Genomic DNA, 20801 nt, shown 5'->3' on the forward strand with positions numbered 1-20801 from the left:
GCGTTCACAAGCCATTCACGGGCACTTTTTTCACGCTTTTCTCATAAGCATGTGCTTCTTTAGACTGTTTCCCATGCCGAGTCCCTGTCCGTCGAAGCATCGAGGACAAGCGGCAGTAACCGCACATGTATGAAGATTACACATTCGTGTGCAATTTTCATAGCGATGTTTTAGGCTGACGCCTGAAACATCGCTATACAGCCGGCTGTAACCGCGCGTTGTGCTGTAGCTGTGAACTGTTCCGCCATTCCTGTCGGAACAGCTCCGATTACAGCTCAGAACGTATCTTTGCAAAAACGGTGAAAACGGCATGATAGCAAGGGCGTGAAGCGCGAGGCATTTTGAGCGTTATGCTTAGGTTATTGTGCCCCAAAAGCTCAACCATGTCGTAGCGCTCATGCCCTTGCTATAAATGTGTTTTATTTTCAGCTTTTTTACGCTTTTCTCGTCAGCCTGTGTTTCTACGGCATGCTAAGCGTTTTCTTTAAACCATTGTTCGATATTTTTAAAAGCGCCGTGGATTTTTATCGTTATGTCCGCCGCCTTTTTTTGCTCCTCCGCGGACGAAGCGTATTTATCGGGATGATACTTTTGCAGCAAATTTTTATACCGTTTTTTACACGATGAAAAATCCGTGGGACTTTCGAATCCCAAGGTTTTAAAATCTTCAAGCAATCGTGCCGGCACTGCCTTGTACACAAAGCCGCGCGCTTTTTTGCCGGTAAAGCGCTTTTCGGTTTCGGTATGAACAGTACCGTGCATGTTTTTTCTACCGTTTTCGCCGCCCGAAACTTTATGCGCGGCTTCTTCGTGTGTGTCCGTACCTTTTGCCCCGTCTTTATTTTCTTGCGATTGGTGTACCCGTGCCGTTTGTGCACGGTGAGCGTTTTGAAAACCTTCATCGTCTATGTAATCTTTCAGCACCGAGCCGAATCGCTCAAATAAATTCTCCATAGCATGTACAGTATAAAGGACTGACCGCTCTTTGTCAGCCGCAAAAATGCCTTTATAAGTTTTCTATATGAATAAAAAGTCAGCCGATAAAAATTGCCTAATCCGTGTGGGTATGCTATAATATCGGAAAAGAAACGCACAAGGAACATTACATGAAAGTATCGAAATGCCGGTTCGGCGTCTTGTCCGACGGCACAAAGGTTAGGCTTTATACCGCGGATAACGGCACAATGTCTTTTTCGGTTACCGATTACGGCTGCATTATCACGAACATATCGGTCCCCGACAAAAAAGGGGACAGGAGCGATATCGTGTTGGGCTATTCGACATTTGAAGGTTATTTGAACGATACGAAAACTTATTTCGGCGCATGCATAGGCCGCTACGCGAACAGAATTGCAAATGCCCGTTTTTCGCTGAACGGTGCCGAATATTCTTTGGATGCGAACGACGGTACGTCCTGCCTTCACGGCGGATTTAAAGGCTACAACCGCACGGTATGGAAGGCAAAGCCGATTGAAGGCGAAAACGAAGTCGGCGTACGCTTTACGCGCACCAGTCCCGCAGGCGAACAGGGTTTTCCGGGCAAGCTGAAGCTTGAAATCGAATACATACTTACAAAGGCGAATGAATTGATTTTCCGCTATAAGGCGGCCGCCAAAGAAGATACGGTTGTTTCGCTGACAAACCATTCGTATTATAATTTGGCCGGAGAAGGAAGCGGCGATATTTTATCCCACAAACTGCGTTTGAACGCGTCAAAATATCTGCCGGTCGACGCGCGTTTAATTCCGATGGGAAAACAGCTTGAAGTCGAAAAATCCGCCTTCGATTTTCGCAGCGCAAAAACAATCGGCTGCGATATAAAAAAAGCCGGCGGCTACGACCACTGTTTTTGTATAGATCAAAATCGAAAAGAATATGCAAAAGGCGCCGCGAGCGGACTTTATTTTTGTGCCGAAGCCGAAGACGAAAAAAGCGGCCGTAAAATGTCCGTGTATACCGATTGTCCGGGCGTGCAGTTTTATTCGGGCAATTTTTTGGACGTGCCGGCAGGAAAAAACGGCATGCCGTATACAAAATACGCGGGATTTTGCCTCGAAACGGAACGTTACCCCGATTCGCCGAACCGCCCGGAGTTTCCGTCCGCTCTCGTAAAGGCCGGCGAAACCTACGAGAGCGTTACCGTCCATATTTTCAACGCTTGATTTATTTTCGGTAAAACGGTATTGTATAGCAAGATATTTCACGAGGGGTTGTATGGACGTCCAATTACAAGAGTTGATCGACAAAATCAAAAAAGACGGAGTTGCTTCTGCCGAAGCGGCGGCATCCGATATTATCGCGCAAGCCGAAAAAAAAGCGGCCGCTTTAATCGCCGAAGCCGAAGATAAGGCGGCGTCCGTTATAAAAAACGCAAAGGCCGAAACGGAACGGCTCGAAAAAGCCGCTACGGACGCGATGCGCCAAGCCGGACGGAATTTGCTTATTTCGTTCCGCGACGGAATAAACGCACAGCTTGATGCTTTTGTCAAAGCCGAAACGGCAAAATCCTATTCTTCCGACATAATGAAAACTTTAATTCCCGAAACCGTAAAACAGTGGGCGTCAAAAAGCGAAGCCGAATCGGTCGCCGTGCTGCTCCCCGAAAAAGATCTTAATGTTTTGGAAACGTCCGTGCGCAGCGCGCTTAAAGACCGCTTTGCAGGCGGTATCGAAATAAAGCCCGATTCGGGTTTAACTGCCGGATTCAGAATCGGCACAAAAGACGGAAGCGCCTATTACGACTTTTCCGCCGAAGCGGTTGCCGAACTTTTTGCCGCTTATCTTAATCCGCGCACTGCGCAGATCCTTAAAGAAGCGGCTTCTTCAATTCAAGAGGGAAACTCATAGTGTCGAGCCGATATTATCTCGCTTCCCAGCTTCCGTCCTTTTCGGTGCATGCGTCTTCGTCTTTGCCCGTTACGGAAGAGTACTTTATCGACCTGTGTTCGCGCTGTTTGGACGCTCGTTCGGTGAATATTTTGCGAAATCTGTCGCTTGAGCCGCCGAAAGAGTGCGCGAAAACGGGTTCCGCTCTGGTCGATTCATGGTACGAATGGGAACGAGGCTTGCGCTTTGCACTTGCGCAAGTGCGCGCCGCAAAGCTGAAAAAAGAATTTTCCGTAAACACGCAAAACCTTTCGGCGGATATTGTGCAAATCGCCCGTACCGCATCGGGAATGTCAAGCCCGCTTGAAGCCGAAGAATTTTTAAATAACGAACGTTTGGCAGCGCTCGAATCCCTTCGTCCCATAGACGAGTTTTCAACCGACGCGTTTTTTTATTACGCGCTAAAACTGAAACTTGCGCTGCGCATACGAAAATTCAATACTGAGGCGGGCATGCACGCATACCGCGCCATTTACGATAGAATACTTGGAGAAGCAACATGACGGATACAAAAGGAAAGGTCATCGGCGTCAACGGCAACATGATCACTGTTCAATTTGACGGAATCGTAGCCTTGAACGAGGTCGGCTACGTTAAAGTCGCGGGTAAAAGCCTTAAAAGCGAAGTTATCCGCATTCGGGGCAATCAGGCTCAAATGCAGGTTTTTGAAATGACGAAGGGTATCCAAACCGGCGACGAAGTTACCTTTACCGGCGACATGCTTTCGGTTGAATTGGGACCGGGCCTTTTGGGGCAGGTATTCGACGGTTTGCAAAACCCGCTTCCCCAGCTTGCCGAAAAAGCGGGCTTTTTTTTGGAACGCGGCATCTACCTTGACGCCCTGCCCGACGAAACGCTGTGGGACTTTACGCCGACGGTAAAAGCCGGTGCAACCGTCCGTAAAGGCGATCCCTTGGGTTCCGTTCCCGAAGGCCCTTTTGTGCATAAAATTATGGTGCCGTTTTATATGAACGGAACTTACACGGTAAAATCGATAATCAATGCCGGGCGCAAACGGCTCAAAGACGAAATTGCCGTTTTAACCGACGAAAAAGGCAAAGAGCACCCGGTTACGATGAGCTTTAATTGGCCGGTAAAACGCGCGATCGACTGCTATGCCGAACGCTTAAAGCCCGAAGAAACGATGGTTACGAAAATACGGCTTATCGATACTTTTTTCCCCGTTGCAAAGGGCGGAACCTATTGTATTCCCGGCCCCTTCGGCGCGGGTAAAACCGTTTTGCAGCACACGACCAGCCGCAACGCCGACGTCGATATCGTTATCGTTGCCGCCTGCGGCGAGCGTGCAGGTGAAGTTGTCGAAATCTTAAAAGAATTCCCCGAACTGACCGACCCGCGCACCGGACGCTCTCTTATGGAACGGACAATCATTATTTGCAATACCTCTTCCATGCCGGTTGCGGCGCGCGAAGCTTCGGTTTACACGGGCGTTACCCTTGCCGAGTATTATCGGCAAATGGGGCTGCACGTATTGCTTTTGGCCGACTCCACAAGCCGCTGGGCGCAGGCTTTGCGCGAAATGTCCGGCCGCTTGGAAGAAATACCGGGCGAAGAAGCTTTTCCCGCTTATTTGGAATCCTATATTGCCGCTTTTTACGAGCGCGCGGGTATCGTGCGCTTGAGCGACGGTGCTTTAGGCTCGGTTACGATCGGCGGAACGGTTTCTCCCGCCGGCGGAAACTTTGAAGAGCCGGTAACGCAGGCAACGCTGAAAGTCGTCGGCGCTTTCCACGGACTGTCGCGCGAAAGATCCGATGCGCGTAAATATCCGGCGATCAATCCTTTGGATTCGTGGTCGAAATACAAAAGCGTTATCCGCGAAGATTGGGTCGACTTTGCACGCCGCCTGTTCCGGCGCGGAACGGACGTCGAATCGATGATGAAGGTTGTCGGTGAAGAAGGTACGAGTTTGGCCGACTTTACCGAATATCTTAAAGGCGAATTCCTCGACGCCGTATATTTTCAGCAAAACTCTTTCGACGAAATCGATTCGTCCCCGGAAGTCGAACGGCAAACCTATGTGTTTGAACGCTTGCTGAAAGTGCTCGGCTCGAATTTCGAACTTCCCGGCAAAGACGAAGCGCGCGCGTTTTTCAACCGTCTGCGCCAGCAGTTTATCGACTGGAACTATACGGTATGGCAAAGCGCCGAATTTACGAAAAAAGAAAAAGATATTGCACAATTATACGAATCGGCAAAGGGCACGCTGACTGCCGAAGCTCAGGCATTGCTTAAGGACGGTGAATAATGAATAAGGTATACAGCAAAATAGAATCGATAAACGGAAGCGTTATCACTGTCCGTGCCGAAGGCGTAAAAAACGGTGAGCTTGCGCAAATAGAAACCGCGTTCGGCACTTCATTGGCCGAAGTAACGCGCATTGCGGGCGATACGGTTTCGCTGCAGGTTTTTGCCGGCGGACGCGGCGTTTCCACGGGAGATCAAATCCGCTTTTTGGGACACGAAATGCAGGTGAGCTTTTCGGAAAACCTTTTGGGCCGCATCTTTAACGGTTCCGGAGAACCGCGCGACAAGGGACCTGCATTGCACGAAAACCTTGTGGAAATCGGCGGCCCGTCGGTAAATCCGTCCAAGCGCATTATGGCGCGCCGCATGATCCGTACGGGTATTCCGATGATAGACGTATTCAATTCGCTCGTTGTTTCGCAAAAACTGCCGATATTCAGTATTTCCGGCGAGCCGTACAACCAGCTTTTGGCGCGCATTGCCATGCAGGCCGAAGTAGACGTTATCGTTTTGGGCGGCATGGGCTTAAAGTACGACGATTATCTGTATTTTAAGAGCGAACTTGAAAACGGAGGCGCTTTAAGCCGCACCGTTATGTTCGTTCACACCGCTGCCGACCCCACCGTCGAATGTTTGAAAATTCCCGATATGTCGCTCGCCGTCGCCGAACAGTTCGCCTTGCAGGGTAAGGACGTGCTTGTTCTTTTAACCGACATGACGAACTTTGCCGACTCCATGAAAGAGATCGCCATTACGCAGGAACAGGTTCCGTCGAACCGCGGCTATCCGGGCGACTTGTACAGTCAACTTGCCGCACGCTACGAAAAGGCGGTCGACTTCGATTCTGCCGGTTCCGTTACGATTTTGGCGGTTACGACAATGCCCGGCGACGACGTTACGCACCCCGTTCCCGACAACACCGGCTACATTACCGAAGGCCAGTATTACCTGAAAGGCGGACGCATTGAACCTTTCGGAAGTTTGTCGCGCTTAAAGCAAAACGTCAACAACAAAACCCGCGACGACCACCGTACGCTCATGGACAGTATGATCCGTCTGTACGCATCCTATAAGGATACGCTCGAAAAAAAATCCATGGGATTTATGATGTCGGAATGGGACGAAAAACTTTTAAAATACGGCACGATGTTCGAAAAAGAAATGATGGACTTGTCCATCAACGTTCCGCTCGAAAGCGCGCTTGATATGGGATGGAAGATTCTTGCCTCATGTTTTAAAAGCGAAGAAACCGGTATTAAGTCCGAATTGATTGCAAAGTATTGGCGCGAGGCGTAAGCGATGGCTGCAATTAAGCTGACGAAAAACGAATTGAAGTCTCAAAAAGACGCGCTGAAAATGTATCAGCGTTATTTGCCGACTTTGACTTTAAAAAAACAGCAGCTTCAAACCGAAATCCGTACAATAGATGCGCGCGCAAAAGAAGTGCGCGAACGGCGCAAAGCCCTCGATGCCGAATTTAAAGCGTGGATCGCCGTATTCGGCGAAAGCGAAGCGTTTAAAAAAGACACGGTAACCGTGCGCAATATACGCAAAGGCACCGGAAATATTGCGGGCGTCGTTATTCCCATTTATGAAGGCGCAGACTTTTCGCGCGGCGATTACGATTTGTATTCCCAGCCCCTGTGGATAGACCTTGCTTCCGTAAAAATGGAGCAGGCGCTTTCTTTGGATTTGGAAGCCGACGTTTTGGAAGAACAAGTGCGTCTTTTAATGCGCGAACTTCGCACAACGACTCAGCGCGTCAACTTGTTCGAAAAAGTAAAGATTCCCGAAACCAAAGCGAATATAAAGGCTATTTCGGTGTATTTGGGCGACCAGCAGGTTGCCGCCGTCGTGCGCGGAAAAATCTCCAAAAAGAATTTGGAACTTGCGGCCGCAAAAGAAAAAGACGCACAGGAGATGCACCGATGATTGTTCCCATGAAAAAAATATCGCTTGTCGTGCTTGATTCGGAGCGAAAAACCGCTTTACAAAAACTGCGCAAGCTTGGTCTCGTTCACGTCGAGCCGATTGAAGGGAAGGGCGAGAATTTTACGAACCTCAAAAACGATTGCGAAAAATTGCGTCTTGCTCATGCGGCCGTTTCCGAAGTAAAACCGAAGCCGGCAAAATCCGCGCAAAAACCTTTAACGCTTGACGAAGCACTTGTGCAGGCTGCTTCTATCGTAAGCATGAGCGCCGAGCATAAAGATCTTGAAGATAAAATTCTTGCGGCAAAAACCGAACTTGAGCGGCTTAAGCTGTGGGGCGGCGTCAATCCTTCCGATTTGGCGTTTTTAAAAAGCAAGGGAATCGATCTTGCCTTATACGAAATCGCGACCGATAAATATACCTCGCTTGACGAAAACGTTAAAACGATTTTTGTAAACCGCGATAAAAACATCACGCGTTTTTTGCTTATCGAAAGCGATGCTCCGAACAACGCTTCCGCTGCCGGCAATACGGAAAGCGCGGAAGCCGCAAAGACTGCGGAAAATCCCGCACAAAAAGCATCGCTGCCGCCTGAAGCCTATGCCGTGCCGCTGCCGCCTTCTTCTACGCAAGAACTGGAAGATGACATAGAGCGTTTCGGTGCGCAAAAAAAACGGATAGCCGAGCAAATAGCCTCCGCTGCCGTTTATGCGGATGCGCTCAAGAACAGCGGAGCGCTCCTTGAAAAAACGCTCGAATTCGAAAATCTGTATTCGGGTATGGAGCGCGAAGAAGAAGGCAAGCACGCTTTGTCGTGGCTTTCGGGCTTTATTCCTTCTTCCGATCTTGCAAAGCTGCAAACCGCCGCAAAAGAAGAAAACTGGGCGCTTGCGATTGACGATCCTGCCGAAGACGATGCGGTTCCCACAAAGCTTAAAAACAATAAGCTGGTCGGTTTAATCTATCCGCTTTCGGACTTTTTGGATGTCGTTCCCGGTTACCGCGAATACGACATATCCGGCTGGTTCCTGCTCTTTTTCTCAATATTTTTCGGCATGATTTTCGGCGACGCCGGTTACGGCGCTTTAATGGTACTCATGTCCGTCGTAATGCTTATTGCAGGCTTAATAAAGCGCAAAGCGCCGAAAAGCGAAACGGGCTTGCTCTTTGTTTTGGGTTTGGCAACCATGGTATGGGGTACGCTCACGTGCAGTTGGTTCGGCATTCCCGTCGACAAGCTGCCTCCGGTTTTGGTGTCGCTTGCATTTAAGCCTTTTTCAAGCGCGTATGCGGCACAATCGGCCGAAAACAACCGGTGGGTGGTTCAAAATATTCAGATTTTCTGTTTCGCCTTGGCGCTGTTCCATTTAAGCGTCGCGCACTTAAAAAGTATCGTGCGCAATATAGGTGAAAAATCGGTTAAATTTTTAGGCGATTTGGGTGCGCTTTTTATGCTGTGGGGAATGTTTTACGTCGTATTGAATATGGTTGTCGACAATCAGCGCTTCCCCTTCGATATGCCGATTCCTTTTGCTCCTCTGTCGCAGTACCCGGTTATGTATCCCGTTGCCGCTTTTGTGGGAGGCGGCTTTGCCTTAAGCTTTGTGTTTTCAAATTACAACGGAAGCATAAAAGAATCGATACTCGAAAGTTTAAAAAACCTTATTTCGGTACTGTTGGGCGTCGTAAACGTATTTTCCGATATCGTATCGTACATACGTTTGTGGGCGGTCGGCTTGGCCGGAGCGGCGATTTCGTCGACTGTAAACACCATGGCCGGTCCCATGCTCGGCGGTTTTTTGATTTTTGCCGCCGTTTTGCTTTTGGTATTCGGTCACGGTTTAAACCTGATTTTGAACGTATTGTCGGTCATCGTTCACGGTGTACGCTTAAATACGCTTGAATTTTCGAACCACTTGGGAATGGTATGGGCAGGCTTTAAATATAAGCCGTTTAAAGAATAAACCGCCGGTGCGGGTTACTATTTGATTTTACCGTCGAAAGAGACGGATGACAGGAGATGAATATGATTGGATTGTTCGGAGCAGCATGTGTTCTCGGGCTTGCAGCGACAGGTTCTGCAATTGGTATCGGTATAGCCGGGCAGGCGGCGATCGGCGCATGGAAACGGTGTTATGTAAACAATAAACCGGCTCCCTTCATTTTGGTAGCTTTTGCCGGCGCTCCGCTTACGCAAACTATTTACGGTCTTTTGCTTATGCAGTCTATGATTTCATCTTCAAAAGACGGTATGTTCCTGTTGGGACTCGGTTTGTTTTCAGGTATTGCAATCGGCGCTTCGGCTATATTTCAGGGAAAAGCGGGGGCTGCCGGTTCCGATGCCTTGGGAGAAACGGGAAAGGGCTTTGTGCAGTACCTTACGGTTGTAGGTCTTGCGGAAAGTGTCGCGCTTTTTGCGATGGTTTTCTCTTTTATCGTACTGTAATATTTTCGAATGAACGATACAAAACCCCGTGCCGTCGCTGTCGGCGGTACGGGTAAAACAAAAAAGATTGTCATCGGTTCCGATTCTCCGGTGAGCATTCAAACTATGTGGAAAGAGGGCATTGTTCCGGTTTTAACCGATAAACAAGCCCTTTTTTCGCTTTTAGACAAAATTGAAGCGCTGCAGTCTATCGGCTGTTCTATCTTGCGTTTTGCCGTGCCCGACATGGAAAGTGCCGACGCGCTGTGCCGTATCGCTGAACAAAGCACAATGCCCCTTGTCGCCGATATTCACTTTGATTGGCGCCTTGCTCTGAGGTGCCTGAAAGGAAATGTTGCGAAAATACGCATCAATCCCGGCAATATAGGCTCAAAAGAGCGCGTAAAAGAAGTGGTTGACGCGTGCAAGGCGGGGGGCAGGGCAATACGGATCGGCGTCAACGCGGGAAGTTTTCCGAAAGATATTGCCGAACGTGTTCAAAGCGGCACCATGTCCCGCTCGGAAGGACTTTCGTTAACCGCTTTGCGCGAAGCGGAAGTCTTCGACGATTTGGGCTTCGATCAATATGTCGTATCGCTGAAAGCATCGACAATACACGAAACGATTGAAGCAAACGAACGTTTTTATAAACGCCGCCCCGACATTCCCCTGCATATCGGCGTTACCGAAGCCGGTCCGTTAATCGGCGGTATTGTAAAAAGCACGCTTGCATTCAGTCATTTGTTAAAAGAAAACATCGGATCGACAATCAGAGTGAGTCTTTCTTCGGATGCGGAAGATGAAGTTATAGCCGCCCGCGAAATATTGTGCGCGTGCGGTTTGTACAAGGGCGGCATAAACATAGTGTCCTGCCCGCGCTGCGGACGCAACGGTTTCGACGTTCACGGTTTTGTAAAGCGCTGGCAGCATAAACTCTTGGCTATGGATAAAAATATAACGGTTGCGGTTATGGGATGCGCCGTAAACGGCCCGGGAGAAGGAAAGCACGCCGATATCGGCATTACCGGGGCGGGCGATTCGGTCGTTATATTCAAAAAAGGCAAGCCCGTGCGGACAATCCGCAGCGACGATATAAACATTCTTACCGAAAATGCCGATATTGCTTTTAGTGAGGAATTAAAATCTTTGTGAAAAAATCCGCTTTTGCCGCGATTTTATGCTTTTTTTCTCTTTTCGCGCCCGCTCGGAATCTTGCCGCCCAAATGCCGTCGGAACAGGATTTCGACAATTCTTCACGGCGCATTTTGGAGCAGGCAAACGAAGCGTTTGACGCTAAAGATTTCGGTACGGCATTCCGCCTTGCCGAAACGGCAAAAGAACGGTGGAAAACGGAAAAAGAGCGCTCGGTCGCGGTTCTTGAAGCCGCGCTGTCGCAGCCGGCGCTCATGAAGGCGGGCGACAATTTGGAAACCGCGCTGGCGCTTTTACGCGAGCGCAATAATACCGAGGCGGTACGCATTATAGAATCCAAGCTCGTGCGTTTCGGCTTTCAGGATTTCGACTATTCCGTTAAAAACTTTACCGCATATATTAAAAATACGGCATACCCGGAAGCGGATTTTTTGCTGGGTAAACTCTACATGATCGAAGGCGAATACGCTCTCGCCGAGCATTTTTACGCATCAGCCTACGAGGGCCGCCGCTACCTTGACATTCCCGATGTTCAGTTCGATATATTGGCCGATTTGGCCGAATTATATAAGCTGACGGGCGACAGTGAAAAATACGAATCGGTTTTATTGATCCTCGCTTCGCAGGACGACAAGTACCGGCAAAACAACAATCCTTCCGCTTTTATAAGCGCGGTTGTATCGGCCGTCAAAAGGGGGATGGGCGCGGATAAACTCTTTTTTTTATACCGCAGCGATAATTACAAAACGCTTCCCGTATGGTACCGGCTTACAACATATTACGATTCGTTGGATTTGAATGAGCGTGCCGTTGAAACGGCATTGTTATTTTGCATAACCGCCGTAAGCCGCGCCGATTCCATAATAAAGTCCCGCGATATGGATTACGCATATACCGGCGTACGCCCGCTTTTGCATAAAATTCAGCTGTACGGCGACATAAACGAGTGGGCGGCAAAATACAAGCTTTGGGAAGGCTTTTATCTTTTGGGAAAAACCGCGCAAAAAGCGGGCTATTCGTCTTTTGCCGCTGAAATCTTTTCCGCCGTTGCCGCCGAAAGCCCCGAGCGCACGTGGACCGTTTTGGCGCAAAAGGCGCTTTCGTCAAGTTCGGCCGGCTCCGATTAGTAATTAATATTGTTTAGTACAGCTTAAGCGATAAGCTCAGGTAGTTTCCGAAACGGTTTCGGTATTCACTGCTTCCGGCTTGTTGAAATTTGCCGTCGATAAATTCCGTATGGTACGTAAAGGACAGGGTATAGCCTAAACGTATTTTAAGCGGAATATCTTTTACAAAGCGCAAATCCATGTCCGCAGAAACACCCAGAGAATGTATCCATTCGTATACACCGTCTTTAAGAAAGTCCTTGTAGTAATAATCGCCCGGCTTTGCGGAAGACGCTCCCGCTTGGTAAACCATTCTTTCGCTATATGAACTGCCGTGCACGATGCCTGAACCGTAGTCCGCACCGTGCTGAACAAGCGTGTATTGTGCGTTTACATGCAAAAACCAAAATGGAAGAGTTCTGAGTCCTATTTTTATTTCCGCCGAATTCGGTTTTAATTTGTATCCGAGCGGTTCGCCGTGATTCGTATATGCCGTATCCATTTTTTTTGTATATCCGGGAACCTCGGTTAAGGGGTGCGTATACATATACGGCTCTATTTTCGTATATTGAAGAATAAAGGTCATAAAGGGCGTATCGGGAATTGCAATTTTAGCACCGAATTGATACGTCCACATGCTGGCACCGGCTTGATGAAAAATATCGGTAGCTGCCGGATCTACCTCATCTATAAACAGGTTGTAGTATGCCTGTGCATACTTCGGAATTTTCAAACCCAATGAAAGTCCCATTTGCACATTGTCGAAGTCTCCGACTATGCTTTGCGCAAACATAGGAAAAAAGCCCGGGTTCAAATAACTTAATTCAAAACGCTTTACCCATATCGCCGATGAAGTGATGCCTGCATAAAAAATATCTTTAATGCAAAGTTCCGCAAGCATCGCCGAAATATTATTTTGAAATATTTCCGCTGAAGATTTTATTCCGGTTAAATTAAAATATTCCAAAGATCCGGTAAGAGCCGAAAGTGAGAGCCATTTTACCGGCAGTATCGATATTTCAAGCGCGGTAAACGGACGGGCCGTTTTCGACAGCATCAAATTGCCGTCGCCCGTTCCCCAATCGCGTCTGATTCTGGAAAAATTGATATTGATTTTTCCGTCCCACAGCCGTGTCCCGAATTCGGGAAGGAGCCGCGTTCCCGCTGCAGGCTCGTTTGACATACCGCCGAAATTTCCCAAACTGGTTAATAAATATTGATAGCTGTCCCAGCTTTGCGTAAAAGTATTCGGCGCATACGAGTCTACCTGCGGTGCTGCCCCCGGCTGCGTAACATCGAGCTTCATAACACCCGCACCGATATTCACATTATATGAAAAGTACCGGGAAATATCGCCTTTTATATATGCGTCAAACCATTGCAGGGCGGAAATATTCGGTGCATTGAAATTGGTATACAGGCTTGTTTCCGAAGATCCGCCGATTTCTATGTGCAGAGGGATTTTTTCGTTATCTTCGTAGCTGTAAAAACCTTTTTTTAAAAGAATTCCGGCATTTTTTATAACCGAAGCACTGGGTACGAAAGCGGTCGGAGGTGCCGGCTGCAGCCGCTCAAGCGTTTCCTGTGCAAGAACTTTTTCCCGCATGGAAGAATCGGGGCTTTCCAATATTTGATTTAAAGCGTCCAAAACCGTTTTTAACGTATACGGGCGGGCATTCGGAAGACTTTCGCAATAGTTACGCAGCAAAGCGTATTCAAGCATATTGTATACCGGATCATCCAACGGAACCGATATGTTTTGTTGGGCAAAGCCGAAAAAAATTGCTGCGGAAAATAAAAAAGTCAATAGGTATTTTTTAAAATGCATTTTCATATCCTGTTTTAATAATGTAAACCGATACCGATCGATAATTCATACCATTCTTCCTTGCGCCAATCGGTCGTAAAGAATTTTTTTACGGCGGTATCGATAAAGCTTATATTCTCGCCGAGTTTTTGGGCAAAACGCACCGTATCGATGCCGAAACTTATACGCCCCTGTATGCTGCGCATTTTATTCGGAAAGCCGATAATTTCAAGCCCCGCAGCGTACCACCCGTCTTTCGGGTTGTAGTTCCGGTTCGCCGCATCGTTGTTCCCCAGTGCGATATCGATAAACGGCGAAAGCTGCATTTCAAAATCGAACCAGCGCATCCATGAAGGGGCACCCCAGCCGACCCAATTCGTTTGCAAAATTTTTATGGGGACATCGATATTCAGTAAAAAAGCCGAATCGGTTTTAATGTATGTATCCCGAACGCCGCGGATGCGGGAACCTTCTTCGGATTTTAAACCGAAATTTTTAAATACATACAGCCGCGAGGCGAATCCCGCATATTTAAATGCACGGTAATATTCACCGCTTACCGAAAAAGACGTCGAATACGTGTTGGAATAAATATCGTACGAAAGCGACTGGGAAAAATGTGCCGAATATCCTTGGCGGTAGTTTTCTATCCAATCGACCCTGCCTGTAGCCAATTCGTGACCGACGGTAATGTCCGGTCCCTTTAAATCCGAATGCGTAATGCCGTCCCATCCGAGGCGTGTTTCGGTCGGGTCGAAATTCCACGATAGGGAAGACGAGGGCGTCCATGTAAGATTTCCTTTGTTTTCGATTTTAGCCAAAACAATCGGGAGCTTTATTGAAACGCCTTCGGTAAGATAAAAGGCGTCGTTGGAAGACCGGTAATCGGGATCGTATTTTACGGCTTGAGATGCCCCGAAATTCAGCGATATTGCTTTATGCAAAGGCATGCTGAATGTTACGCCGGTCGTAAAATCGAATGCCGGAGCTTTTTCGCCGATCGCATAATTGATGCCGAGGCTGTTTTCCCAATTTGAATGCAGCGGTCCGAGCTTAAAAGGAATATCGAATGAAACGCCGCCGCCGATTTTATGTTTCGGCGCCTTGCCTTCTTCCGTTTTGTATTCGTAGGATAATTCCCCGTTCAGCGTACGCATCGTACCGAAAAAATTATAGTCTTTTATCTTGAGTTTAAAAACAAAGCCGGTATTCGAATTGTACTTGGGGTAGGGAAACCCTATAATATTCCATGTATCTTTCGTTTTGATAAGCAAATCGACGGGAATAATGCCCGTTTCGGTTTCTTCACCGTAGGACGGAAAAATATACGCTTCTTCCAACACTCGCTGATTTTTCAGCTGAACAAGTTTATCCTGCAGATAAGATTCAAGTTCCGCCTTGTTTTCGAAAGTTTTGTTTGTATCTATACGCACCGCCTGCGAAAGCGGATATTTACGAGTCAAGCCGGTTATTTCATAAACTACCGAACGTATGCGGTACTGCTCCGAAGTTATTGAAGTCGAAATCAAAAAAAGAAAAATAAAAAAACAAGCGACCGTACGCAGTCTAAACGAAATCATAATACCGCATTTTAGTATATTTTACAAAAAATGACAATCATGTTTTTTTTCGCACCCTAATAGGCACCTTTTCGTGTTACGACGACTACGCATGTTTGCAAAATTATCCAAATATCAAGCCAAATCGACCAGTTTTGAATGTAATACGTATCGAGCATAACGCGTTCTTCGTAGCCGGTCGAAGATCTGCCTGAAATTTGCCACATGCCGGAAAGTCCGGGCGTAACGGAAAAAATGTAACGGAATTTATCGCCGTATTTTTTCTTTTCATCTTCGACGATCGGGCGCGGACCTACAAAGCTCATGTTGCCTATCAGTATGTTAAAAAGCTGGGGCAGTTCGTCCAAACTCGTTTTGCGTAAGAATTTACCGATTTTTGTAATGCGCGGATCATGTTCGAGTTTTTGATGTTCGTTCCATTCGCGTCGCAATTCGGGATTTTTTTCTAACAAATCTTTCAAGCGTTTATCCGCGTCGACAACCATCGAGCGGAATTTCCACGTCGTTATGTGTTTGCCGTTTTTGCCGATTCGTTTGTGCCCGTAAAAAACGGGTCCTTTTGAAGAAAGCTTTACGAGAATGCAAAGCAGCACCATGACGGGAACGGTCAGCGGGGAAGATATAATCAGCAGGACTACATCCAAAAAGCGCTTGAGCAATAGATTCAGCGAGCGAGTTAAGCGATTGGCCGCCGAAAAGCCTAAGATACCGCCGAAGTCGCGCACCGAAAGGGATACGCCTTTCAGCGACTGATGGTAGGGAATAGTGATAATATAGCGATAATCCGAAAGTAAAGAGCCGAGCGGACTTTTGGAAAGCGACGTGTCGCGCTGTTCCATGACGATTGCCGTGGTGATTTTGCATTCATGCAGCCGTTTTTCAATTTCCTGCGAATACGGGAAAATGGGAATACCTCTGTATTCGGAATGTCCGGTATCGGTGTCTGTAATGATTGCGGCGGGTTTATAACCGAATGAGGGTTTGTTTAAAAGTTTATCGGTTATAATATGTTTGTTTTTATCCTGCGCGTAAAGAACAACGGGAATCCCCCACCAGCTGAACGGAGCAAAAAAAGCCCGTACGGCTTCTCTCATAAGGGGAAGTGTAAAAGTTGCAAAGGGAACGGCTAAAAGAAGGGCAACGCTCAGCGCATTGCGGTCGTCGGTTTCAACGGCAATGGAAAGCGCGATGCCGGTAAAACAAAAAAAGGAGGTGAGTGAAAAACGGCGCACTTCTTCGGCCGGCTGGAGCATAATGCCCGGATACAAATGCGCGGCAAAAAAAGCGGCGGCAAAGGCGGGAAGGTAAATCCAATAGTGGACAAAGTCGCGGAATACGATGAACGTGCGGTCTACGGCGTTAACCGTAAAAAAGCCCGCGCCGAAACACAACATAACCCCGATAAAATCAAAAAGCATAAAGGTTATACCGGTCGCAAACGAACTCGTATGCGTAAAATGCGATTTAAACCAAGTCGGAAATTCCTGCGCCGTCATGCGTATATGCTATCATATTTTTTTAAAAGAAGCAAATCGTATTTTACTTGCGGTAGTATTAAATGTGAAAAGACAATGCCTGCTCTTGCAACTCTTCGTACCACGAACACAGGTTTTCCGCGGCCGAAACGATGTCGAATCCCGCATTCCGTATTGCTTCGGGATAGGTTTTTTTCGGAATCTGCTCGTAAGACAGCAGTTTTTGCGCCCATTCGTCCGTGCCGGCGCTCAACGGGAAAAAGGACACAAGCGGCGTGATCGCCGTATCGGCCGGTACCGCGTCGCTCATGAGGCAGGGAAGGCCTACGGCTTGGGCTTCTATGCCGACGACGGGCATCCCCTCGTAGCGGCTCGGCAAAAAGAATACATCGAATGCGTTTAAAAAATCGGGAATATCGCGCCGCAAACCCGCAAAAAAAACGGCCTGCTCTATGCCCAGCTCTTTAACAAGCCGGCGGATATCGGTTTTAAGTTCTCCCGTTCCGACCAAAAGCAGTGCGGCGTTTTTATTGAGCCGATACGCTTCGGCAAAAACGCGCACGATAAATTCGTGATTTTTAGGAAATACAAAACGCCCGACGTGTCCGACGATAAAGCGGTTTTCCAAGCCGAATTCTTTTCGTATGCGCTCGGCTCCGGCAAGGTTTGGATAAAAACGTTCGGTATCCACGGCATTTTTTATCAAGCGCACTTTTCCGTCGCGCACTGCCGTATTGCCGAACAGCCAGCGGGCAGGATATTCGGCGCATGCGGCGTAGTGCGTTGCAAACGTTTTTGCAAAGGGACGCAGCATCTGTTTCATCATATTGCGTTTAAACTCGCCGCGGCTTGTCGTGCTGTGGTTGTGCGCTATGCGTACCGGAACCTTTGCGCGGTATGCCGCATATAAGGGAAAAACGCTCAGCGTATTCAAATGCGAATGAACGATCCTGTAACCGTTTTTTTCAAAAGCGGCGCGGCATTGGCGCATATTCGTACGCATCGATTTTTCATAGGGTTCAAGTTTTATGATGCGGCCGCCCAAATCGAGAATTTCTTTGTCGATAAGCGTCTTATTATAGCCGTCCATAAAAAAATCGAACTGAACGCGGCTGCGGTCGATGTGCCGGTAATAATTCATGACGACCGAATCGACGCCGCTGATAACGGCTTTACCGATAATTTGAGCAACTCTGAGCGGTGTTTTAGTTTTTGCTGCGTGTTTCCGTTCCATGATAGTCGCTCCATCTTAAACTGCTTTTGTGCGGTTTCGGCCCCGCGTCTGTTATGTGAATGCCTTGAATATTATGACTGTGTCTTTTGCTCACAGGAGGCAGCTTTCTCCAATCTCCGAAATATATCGTTAAATAAAGATCGGTATTCGCAGGGGCTGAAAATTCATAGCCTTCAAATTGAATTTTCGATACGGGTAAAACAACGTCTTCCGGGAAAAACTGGAACCATGGAAGCAGCGGGTTATAGCAAAATCCTTTAACGCCGTGTACGCCCCATTTTTGAAGCAGTTTTTGTATTGTATTCAGTTTAATGAAGGGACGGATAAGCGATTGAATAAGGCCCCACACTGCAAAATATGCATTGCGTTTCCAAGAGTTTCGCTTTGAAGGTTTAAGCGGAGCATTGTTAAACGGAGGTAAAAGTCCGAACAGATTCCGGTATTTGAATTGACGCTCCGTTTGCAGATAGCCGGGAAAAATATCTATCGGAATGCCTTGGCTGTAATTGTACGGGCCCCCCGGATCATCCATATAGCTGAAGCGGTCCCGGATTTTTGCCCAGCAAATATCGTGTTCCGGATCGGTATGCACGGTTTGGAAAAACATATCGAAGGGAAGTTCTTGCGGTGCAATTTTGCAAAAATGTTCATAATCGGCAAGCGGCATCATAACGTCTATATCGTCGTCCCAAGGAATAAAGCCGCCGTGCCGCGCAGCGCCTAAAAGCGTTCCTGCATCCAGCCAATAGGTAAGCGAATGTTTTTTGCATATCGCATCGAATACGCGCAATATGCGCAGCATTACAAGCTGGGCTTGGCGCAATACAGTACCGCCGCTTAAACGTTCGTCGGGTATATGTAAAAATTCATTCATATCGGTATACGTATCCATGTTTCGGGAATTACATCCGAATAATCGTAGCCGTAATACCGATCCGCGTATTCAAGCTGCCGTCTGTTCCAAATCGCAGGGGCTAAAACGATTTTATCGGAAGCGGCGTTCAACCATGCCGCCCACCAGCTGAACGAACTGTTTGCAATGATATTGCAGCGGCACATGCTCATCAAGACCATATCCTGCCAGCTGTCGGCACCGATGTTCCAATCGATAAAAACGGAACGTGCGCCGAAAAAGTTTAAGTGTTCGCGGCACCACTGTATATCATCGGAAAAAACGTAAAACGCCGAAACCGCATATTTTTTTGCCGCATATTCGATTGCATTGTTGTAGTATGTTTCCGTACATACGTTCAGCGTTTTTGTGTGTAAAAAATCACCGCGGCGTACATGTATCGACGCGGACAAAGAAGCAGGCTCTTGCGCTTGCAGCGCACTTTGTACAGCCGCGGACTTTTCCGACAGAGGTTGACGGAATCTAAAAAGGGTACGGATATCGCTTTCTATCGGTAAAAAATACTTTTCGGTTTGCCAAAAACCTTCAAGATAGCGATCGCTTTTATCCGATAAAACTTCCGGCGTATATCTGAAGACGGTATCGATGTAGTGCGTTTTTTTTGTAAAGTACTTGCGCCGTATGCGGTTCAGTAAACCTTCCGCGCTCGTAGATAAGCGGTGCACATCGGCTTTGTCCGCTTCGTCAAACTTTATGCCGAACAGGTGTTCTGTTTCCAAACCGTTGTGGCAAAAATCTATGCCTGAGCGCACCGTGCCTTTGTTGTACAGCGACGTATCGACAAACACTTTTTGTCCGGCATGTTTTAACGCTTCAACAAAGGCCGCGCAAAACATTTGGTTTCCCAGCCCCCCCGCTATTTTTACGATTTTGATGGTTGTACTCCCGTTAATGAATGTTTCGGTATGATTTTACCGCATATTGAATGCGCCGCACACATGCAATAAAGCGTATACAGCGGTAAAAGCGTTTTTTTAAACAAAACAACGCGATCTTCCGCATATATGAAAAATCGGAATAGCGCGCTTGTTCGATTGCCTGTTTAAAAACGGGACGTTCGCATATTTTTCGAAAGTCGTGCAGTTTTTTATTTTCTGTGCGATGATTATCCCGATGAAAACTGAAGTGTAGCGCTATACCCAATATACTGTGAATGATTCGCGCGTTTGTAAGCGGTATCAATACCGATTGATTGTCGGATATTGATGCGAGGGCATCGGCATACAGTTTTTGTGCAAAACGCTCGGCTTTATCGGCAAACAGCGGATTAAACGCGTTGCTTACCGTTATATCGTCATAGCGGTAATGATAGTTGAACTTATGAATATAAACGGCGGATTTTAAATGTTCAAATAAACGAAAATTGAATTCGATATCTTCGCCGAGTGAAAGGTCGGTATCAAACAAAACTCCGCTTTTTTTTATAAATTCCCGCCGATATAATTTTGCCCACACGGAACCGAGGGTACTTTCCAAATATAGTACCTGTGTACGCAATGTATTGCAACTTTCGACGGTATTTACGGTAAAGTCGTTTTTAAAATAACTGATTTTTTCGGTATGCTTTCCGTATTCTTTGCAATACGGAAACAAGACGATATCGGTATGATATCCGTTTTGCATATAAAATTTTTGCACGACATTTAAAGCATCGGTGCATAAACTATCTTCCGTCCAATCATCCGCATCGACAAACAAACACCAATCTCCGGTTGCAGCTTTTATTCCGTCATTGCGTGCCGCACTTACGCCGCCGTTTTGCCGACGAATAATACCGATACGTTTATCATTTTGCGCAATTTTTTGATACTCCGCTGCATACGATGCGGGAGAACCGTCGTCAATCAGGATAATTTCCAGCGAAGGATAGGTTTGCGCCGTAACACTTTGTATACAGCGTGATATAAATTCTACAGGAGTTTTATATACGGGAATAATAACCGAAACAAGGGGGCTGTGTTCGTGTGCGTTATCCGTCATTCGGCATCGACTTTTTTGTTTCACCGTACCTTCCGTTTGTTCG

18 protein-coding genes are annotated in these 20801 nt (G+C 47.4%); 10 read left to right on the top strand and 8 right to left on the bottom strand.

Annotated features, from left to right (window positions below):
- Positions 1 to 471 precede the first annotated feature (471 nt).
- Positions 472 to 954 carry a J domain-containing protein gene (locus HMPREF9194_RS11840; RefSeq protein ID WP_016525263.1) on the bottom strand — a complete coding sequence of 161 codons (483 nt, stop codon included), beginning with the start codon at positions 952 to 954 and terminating at the stop codon, positions 472 to 474.
- A 152-nt stretch (positions 955 to 1106) separates the two neighbouring features.
- Between HMPREF9194_RS11840 and HMPREF9194_RS04865 the strand changes: the two genes are divergently transcribed.
- The 10 genes from HMPREF9194_RS04865 (at position 1107) to HMPREF9194_RS04910 (ending at position 11790) form a co-directional block, all read left to right on the top strand.
- Positions 1107 to 2162 carry an aldose epimerase family protein gene (locus HMPREF9194_RS04865; RefSeq protein ID WP_016525264.1) on the top strand — a complete coding sequence of 352 codons (1056 nt, stop codon included), beginning with the start codon at positions 1107 to 1109 and terminating at the stop codon, positions 2160 to 2162.
- Between the two features lie 52 nt (positions 2163 to 2214).
- A complete protein-coding gene (locus tag HMPREF9194_RS04870) occupies positions 2215 to 2847 on the top strand; it encodes a V-type ATP synthase subunit E (RefSeq protein ID WP_016525265.1) in 633 nt (210 codons plus the stop codon).
- Positions 2847 to 3389, top strand: a complete 543-nt coding sequence (locus HMPREF9194_RS04875) for a hypothetical protein (protein ID WP_016525266.1) — start codon at positions 2847 to 2849, stop codon at positions 3387 to 3389. The genes HMPREF9194_RS04870 and HMPREF9194_RS04875 overlap by 1 nt, the downstream gene beginning before the upstream one ends.
- Positions 3386 to 5155 carry a V-type ATP synthase subunit A gene (locus tag HMPREF9194_RS04880; protein ID WP_016525267.1) on the top strand — a complete coding sequence of 590 codons (1770 nt, stop codon included), beginning with the start codon at positions 3386 to 3388 and terminating at the stop codon, positions 5153 to 5155. Before HMPREF9194_RS04875 ends, HMPREF9194_RS04880 begins: the two co-directional genes overlap by 4 nt.
- Positions 5155 to 6450 (top strand): V-type ATP synthase subunit B, encoded by a 1296-nt coding sequence (locus HMPREF9194_RS04885; protein WP_016525268.1) that lies wholly within the window; start codon positions 5155 to 5157, stop codon positions 6448 to 6450. Before HMPREF9194_RS04880 ends, HMPREF9194_RS04885 begins: the two co-directional genes overlap by 1 nt.
- Before the next feature lie 3 nt (positions 6451 to 6453).
- A complete protein-coding gene (locus HMPREF9194_RS04890; RefSeq protein ID WP_016525269.1) occupies positions 6454 to 7086 on the top strand; it encodes a V-type ATP synthase subunit D in 633 nt (210 codons plus the stop codon).
- The gene (locus HMPREF9194_RS04895; RefSeq protein WP_016525270.1) at positions 7083 to 9050 is read left to right on the top strand and encodes a V-type ATP synthase subunit I; all 1968 of its coding nucleotides are present in this window, start codon (positions 7083 to 7085) and stop codon (positions 9048 to 9050) included. The genes HMPREF9194_RS04890 and HMPREF9194_RS04895 overlap by 4 nt, the downstream gene beginning before the upstream one ends.
- 62 nt (positions 9051 to 9112) lie before the next feature.
- Complete coding sequence (locus HMPREF9194_RS04900) at positions 9113 to 9532, top strand: hypothetical protein (protein WP_016525271.1); 420 nt, start codon at positions 9113 to 9115, stop codon at positions 9530 to 9532.
- A gap of 9 nt (positions 9533 to 9541) precedes the next feature.
- Entirely contained in the window at positions 9542 to 10663 is a 1122-nt protein-coding gene (ispG, locus tag HMPREF9194_RS04905) for a (E)-4-hydroxy-3-methylbut-2-enyl-diphosphate synthase (protein ID WP_016525272.1), read from the top strand.
- On the top strand, positions 10660 to 11790 hold the full coding sequence (locus HMPREF9194_RS04910) for a hypothetical protein (RefSeq protein ID WP_016525273.1): 1131 nt from the start codon (positions 10660 to 10662) through the stop codon (positions 11788 to 11790). The genes ispG and HMPREF9194_RS04910 overlap by 4 nt, the downstream gene beginning before the upstream one ends.
- Positions 11791 to 11803: 13 nt before the next feature.
- Here the strand turns inward: HMPREF9194_RS04910 and HMPREF9194_RS04915 are convergent, their stop codons facing one another.
- Genes HMPREF9194_RS04915 through HMPREF9194_RS11845 form a run of 7 tightly spaced genes read right to left on the bottom strand, consistent with a single transcriptional unit; the run spans position 11804 to position 20758 of the window.
- Positions 11804 to 13597: a thioredoxin domain-containing protein gene (locus HMPREF9194_RS04915; protein ID WP_016525274.1), complete on the bottom strand. Its 1794-nt coding sequence runs from the start codon at positions 13595 to 13597 to the stop codon at positions 11804 to 11806.
- A 14-nt stretch (positions 13598 to 13611) separates the two neighbouring features.
- Positions 13612 to 15156: a hypothetical protein gene (locus HMPREF9194_RS04920; RefSeq protein WP_016525275.1), complete on the bottom strand. Its 1545-nt coding sequence runs from the start codon at positions 15154 to 15156 to the stop codon at positions 13612 to 13614.
- Between the two features lie 56 nt (positions 15157 to 15212).
- Entirely contained in the window at positions 15213 to 16652 is a 1440-nt protein-coding gene (gene wbaP / locus HMPREF9194_RS04925) for an undecaprenyl-phosphate galactose phosphotransferase WbaP (protein ID WP_016525276.1), read from the bottom strand.
- Between the two features lie 58 nt (positions 16653 to 16710).
- A complete protein-coding gene (locus tag HMPREF9194_RS04930) occupies positions 16711 to 17865 on the bottom strand; it encodes a glycosyltransferase family 1 protein (RefSeq protein WP_016525277.1) in 1155 nt (384 codons plus the stop codon).
- A complete protein-coding gene (locus HMPREF9194_RS04935) occupies positions 17837 to 18739 on the bottom strand; it encodes a LicD family protein (protein WP_169558723.1) in 903 nt (300 codons plus the stop codon). The genes HMPREF9194_RS04930 and HMPREF9194_RS04935 overlap by 29 nt, the downstream gene beginning before the upstream one ends.
- Complete coding sequence (locus HMPREF9194_RS04940; protein WP_016525279.1) at positions 18736 to 19614, bottom strand: alpha-1,2-fucosyltransferase; 879 nt, start codon at positions 19612 to 19614, stop codon at positions 18736 to 18738. Before HMPREF9194_RS04940 ends, HMPREF9194_RS04935 begins: the two co-directional genes overlap by 4 nt.
- Before the next feature lie 52 nt (positions 19615 to 19666).
- A complete protein-coding gene (locus tag HMPREF9194_RS11845) occupies positions 19667 to 20758 on the bottom strand; it encodes a glycosyltransferase (protein WP_051127838.1) in 1092 nt (363 codons plus the stop codon).
- Between the last annotated feature and the right edge of the window lie 43 nt (positions 20759 to 20801).

It is taken from the genome of Treponema maltophilum ATCC 51939, from assembly GCF_000413055.1.
GTDB classification, from domain to species: domain Bacteria; phylum Spirochaetota; class Spirochaetia; order Treponematales; family Treponemataceae; genus Treponema_C; species Treponema_C maltophilum.

What these genes read in the sequence shown, in the direction of transcription:
- HMPREF9194_RS04870 (WP_016525265.1), top strand. Translation starts at nt 2,215, where the DNA reads ATGGACGTCCAATTACAAGAGTTGATCGACAAAATCAAAAAAGACGGA.
- wbaP (WP_016525276.1), bottom strand. Translation starts at nt 16,652, where the DNA reads ATGACGGCGCAGGAATTTCCGACTTGGTTTAAATCGCATTTTACGCAT.
- HMPREF9194_RS04935 (WP_169558723.1), bottom strand. Translation starts at nt 18,739, where the DNA reads ATGAATGAATTTTTACATATACCCGACGAACGTTTAAGCGGCGGTACT.
- HMPREF9194_RS04880 (WP_016525267.1), top strand. Translation starts at nt 3,386, where the DNA reads ATGACGGATACAAAAGGAAAGGTCATCGGCGTCAACGGCAACATGATC.
- ispG (WP_016525272.1), top strand. Translation starts at nt 9,542, where the DNA reads ATGAACGATACAAAACCCCGTGCCGTCGCTGTCGGCGGTACGGGTAAA.
- HMPREF9194_RS04900 (WP_016525271.1), top strand. Translation starts at nt 9,113, where the DNA reads ATGATTGGATTGTTCGGAGCAGCATGTGTTCTCGGGCTTGCAGCGACA.
- HMPREF9194_RS04920 (WP_016525275.1), bottom strand. Translation starts at nt 15,156, where the DNA reads ATGATTTCGTTTAGACTGCGTACGGTCGCTTGTTTTTTTATTTTTCTT.
- HMPREF9194_RS04885 (WP_016525268.1), top strand. Translation starts at nt 5,155, where the DNA reads ATGAATAAGGTATACAGCAAAATAGAATCGATAAACGGAAGCGTTATC.
- HMPREF9194_RS04915 (WP_016525274.1), bottom strand. Translation starts at nt 13,597, where the DNA reads ATGCATTTTAAAAAATACCTATTGACTTTTTTATTTTCCGCAGCAATT.
- HMPREF9194_RS04940 (WP_016525279.1), bottom strand. Translation starts at nt 19,614, where the DNA reads ATGTTTTGCGCGGCCTTTGTTGAAGCGTTAAAACATGCCGGACAAAAA.
- HMPREF9194_RS11845 (WP_051127838.1), bottom strand. Translation starts at nt 20,758, where the DNA reads ATGACGGATAACGCACACGAACACAGCCCCCTTGTTTCGGTTATTATT.
- HMPREF9194_RS04930 (WP_016525277.1), bottom strand. Translation starts at nt 17,865, where the DNA reads ATGGAACGGAAACACGCAGCAAAAACTAAAACACCGCTCAGAGTTGCT.
- HMPREF9194_RS04865 (WP_016525264.1), top strand. Translation starts at nt 1,107, where the DNA reads ATGAAAGTATCGAAATGCCGGTTCGGCGTCTTGTCCGACGGCACAAAG.
- HMPREF9194_RS04895 (WP_016525270.1), top strand. Translation starts at nt 7,083, where the DNA reads ATGATTGTTCCCATGAAAAAAATATCGCTTGTCGTGCTTGATTCGGAG.
- HMPREF9194_RS04890 (WP_016525269.1), top strand. Translation starts at nt 6,454, where the DNA reads ATGGCTGCAATTAAGCTGACGAAAAACGAATTGAAGTCTCAAAAAGAC.
- HMPREF9194_RS11840 (WP_016525263.1), bottom strand. Translation starts at nt 954, where the DNA reads ATGGAGAATTTATTTGAGCGATTCGGCTCGGTGCTGAAAGATTACATA.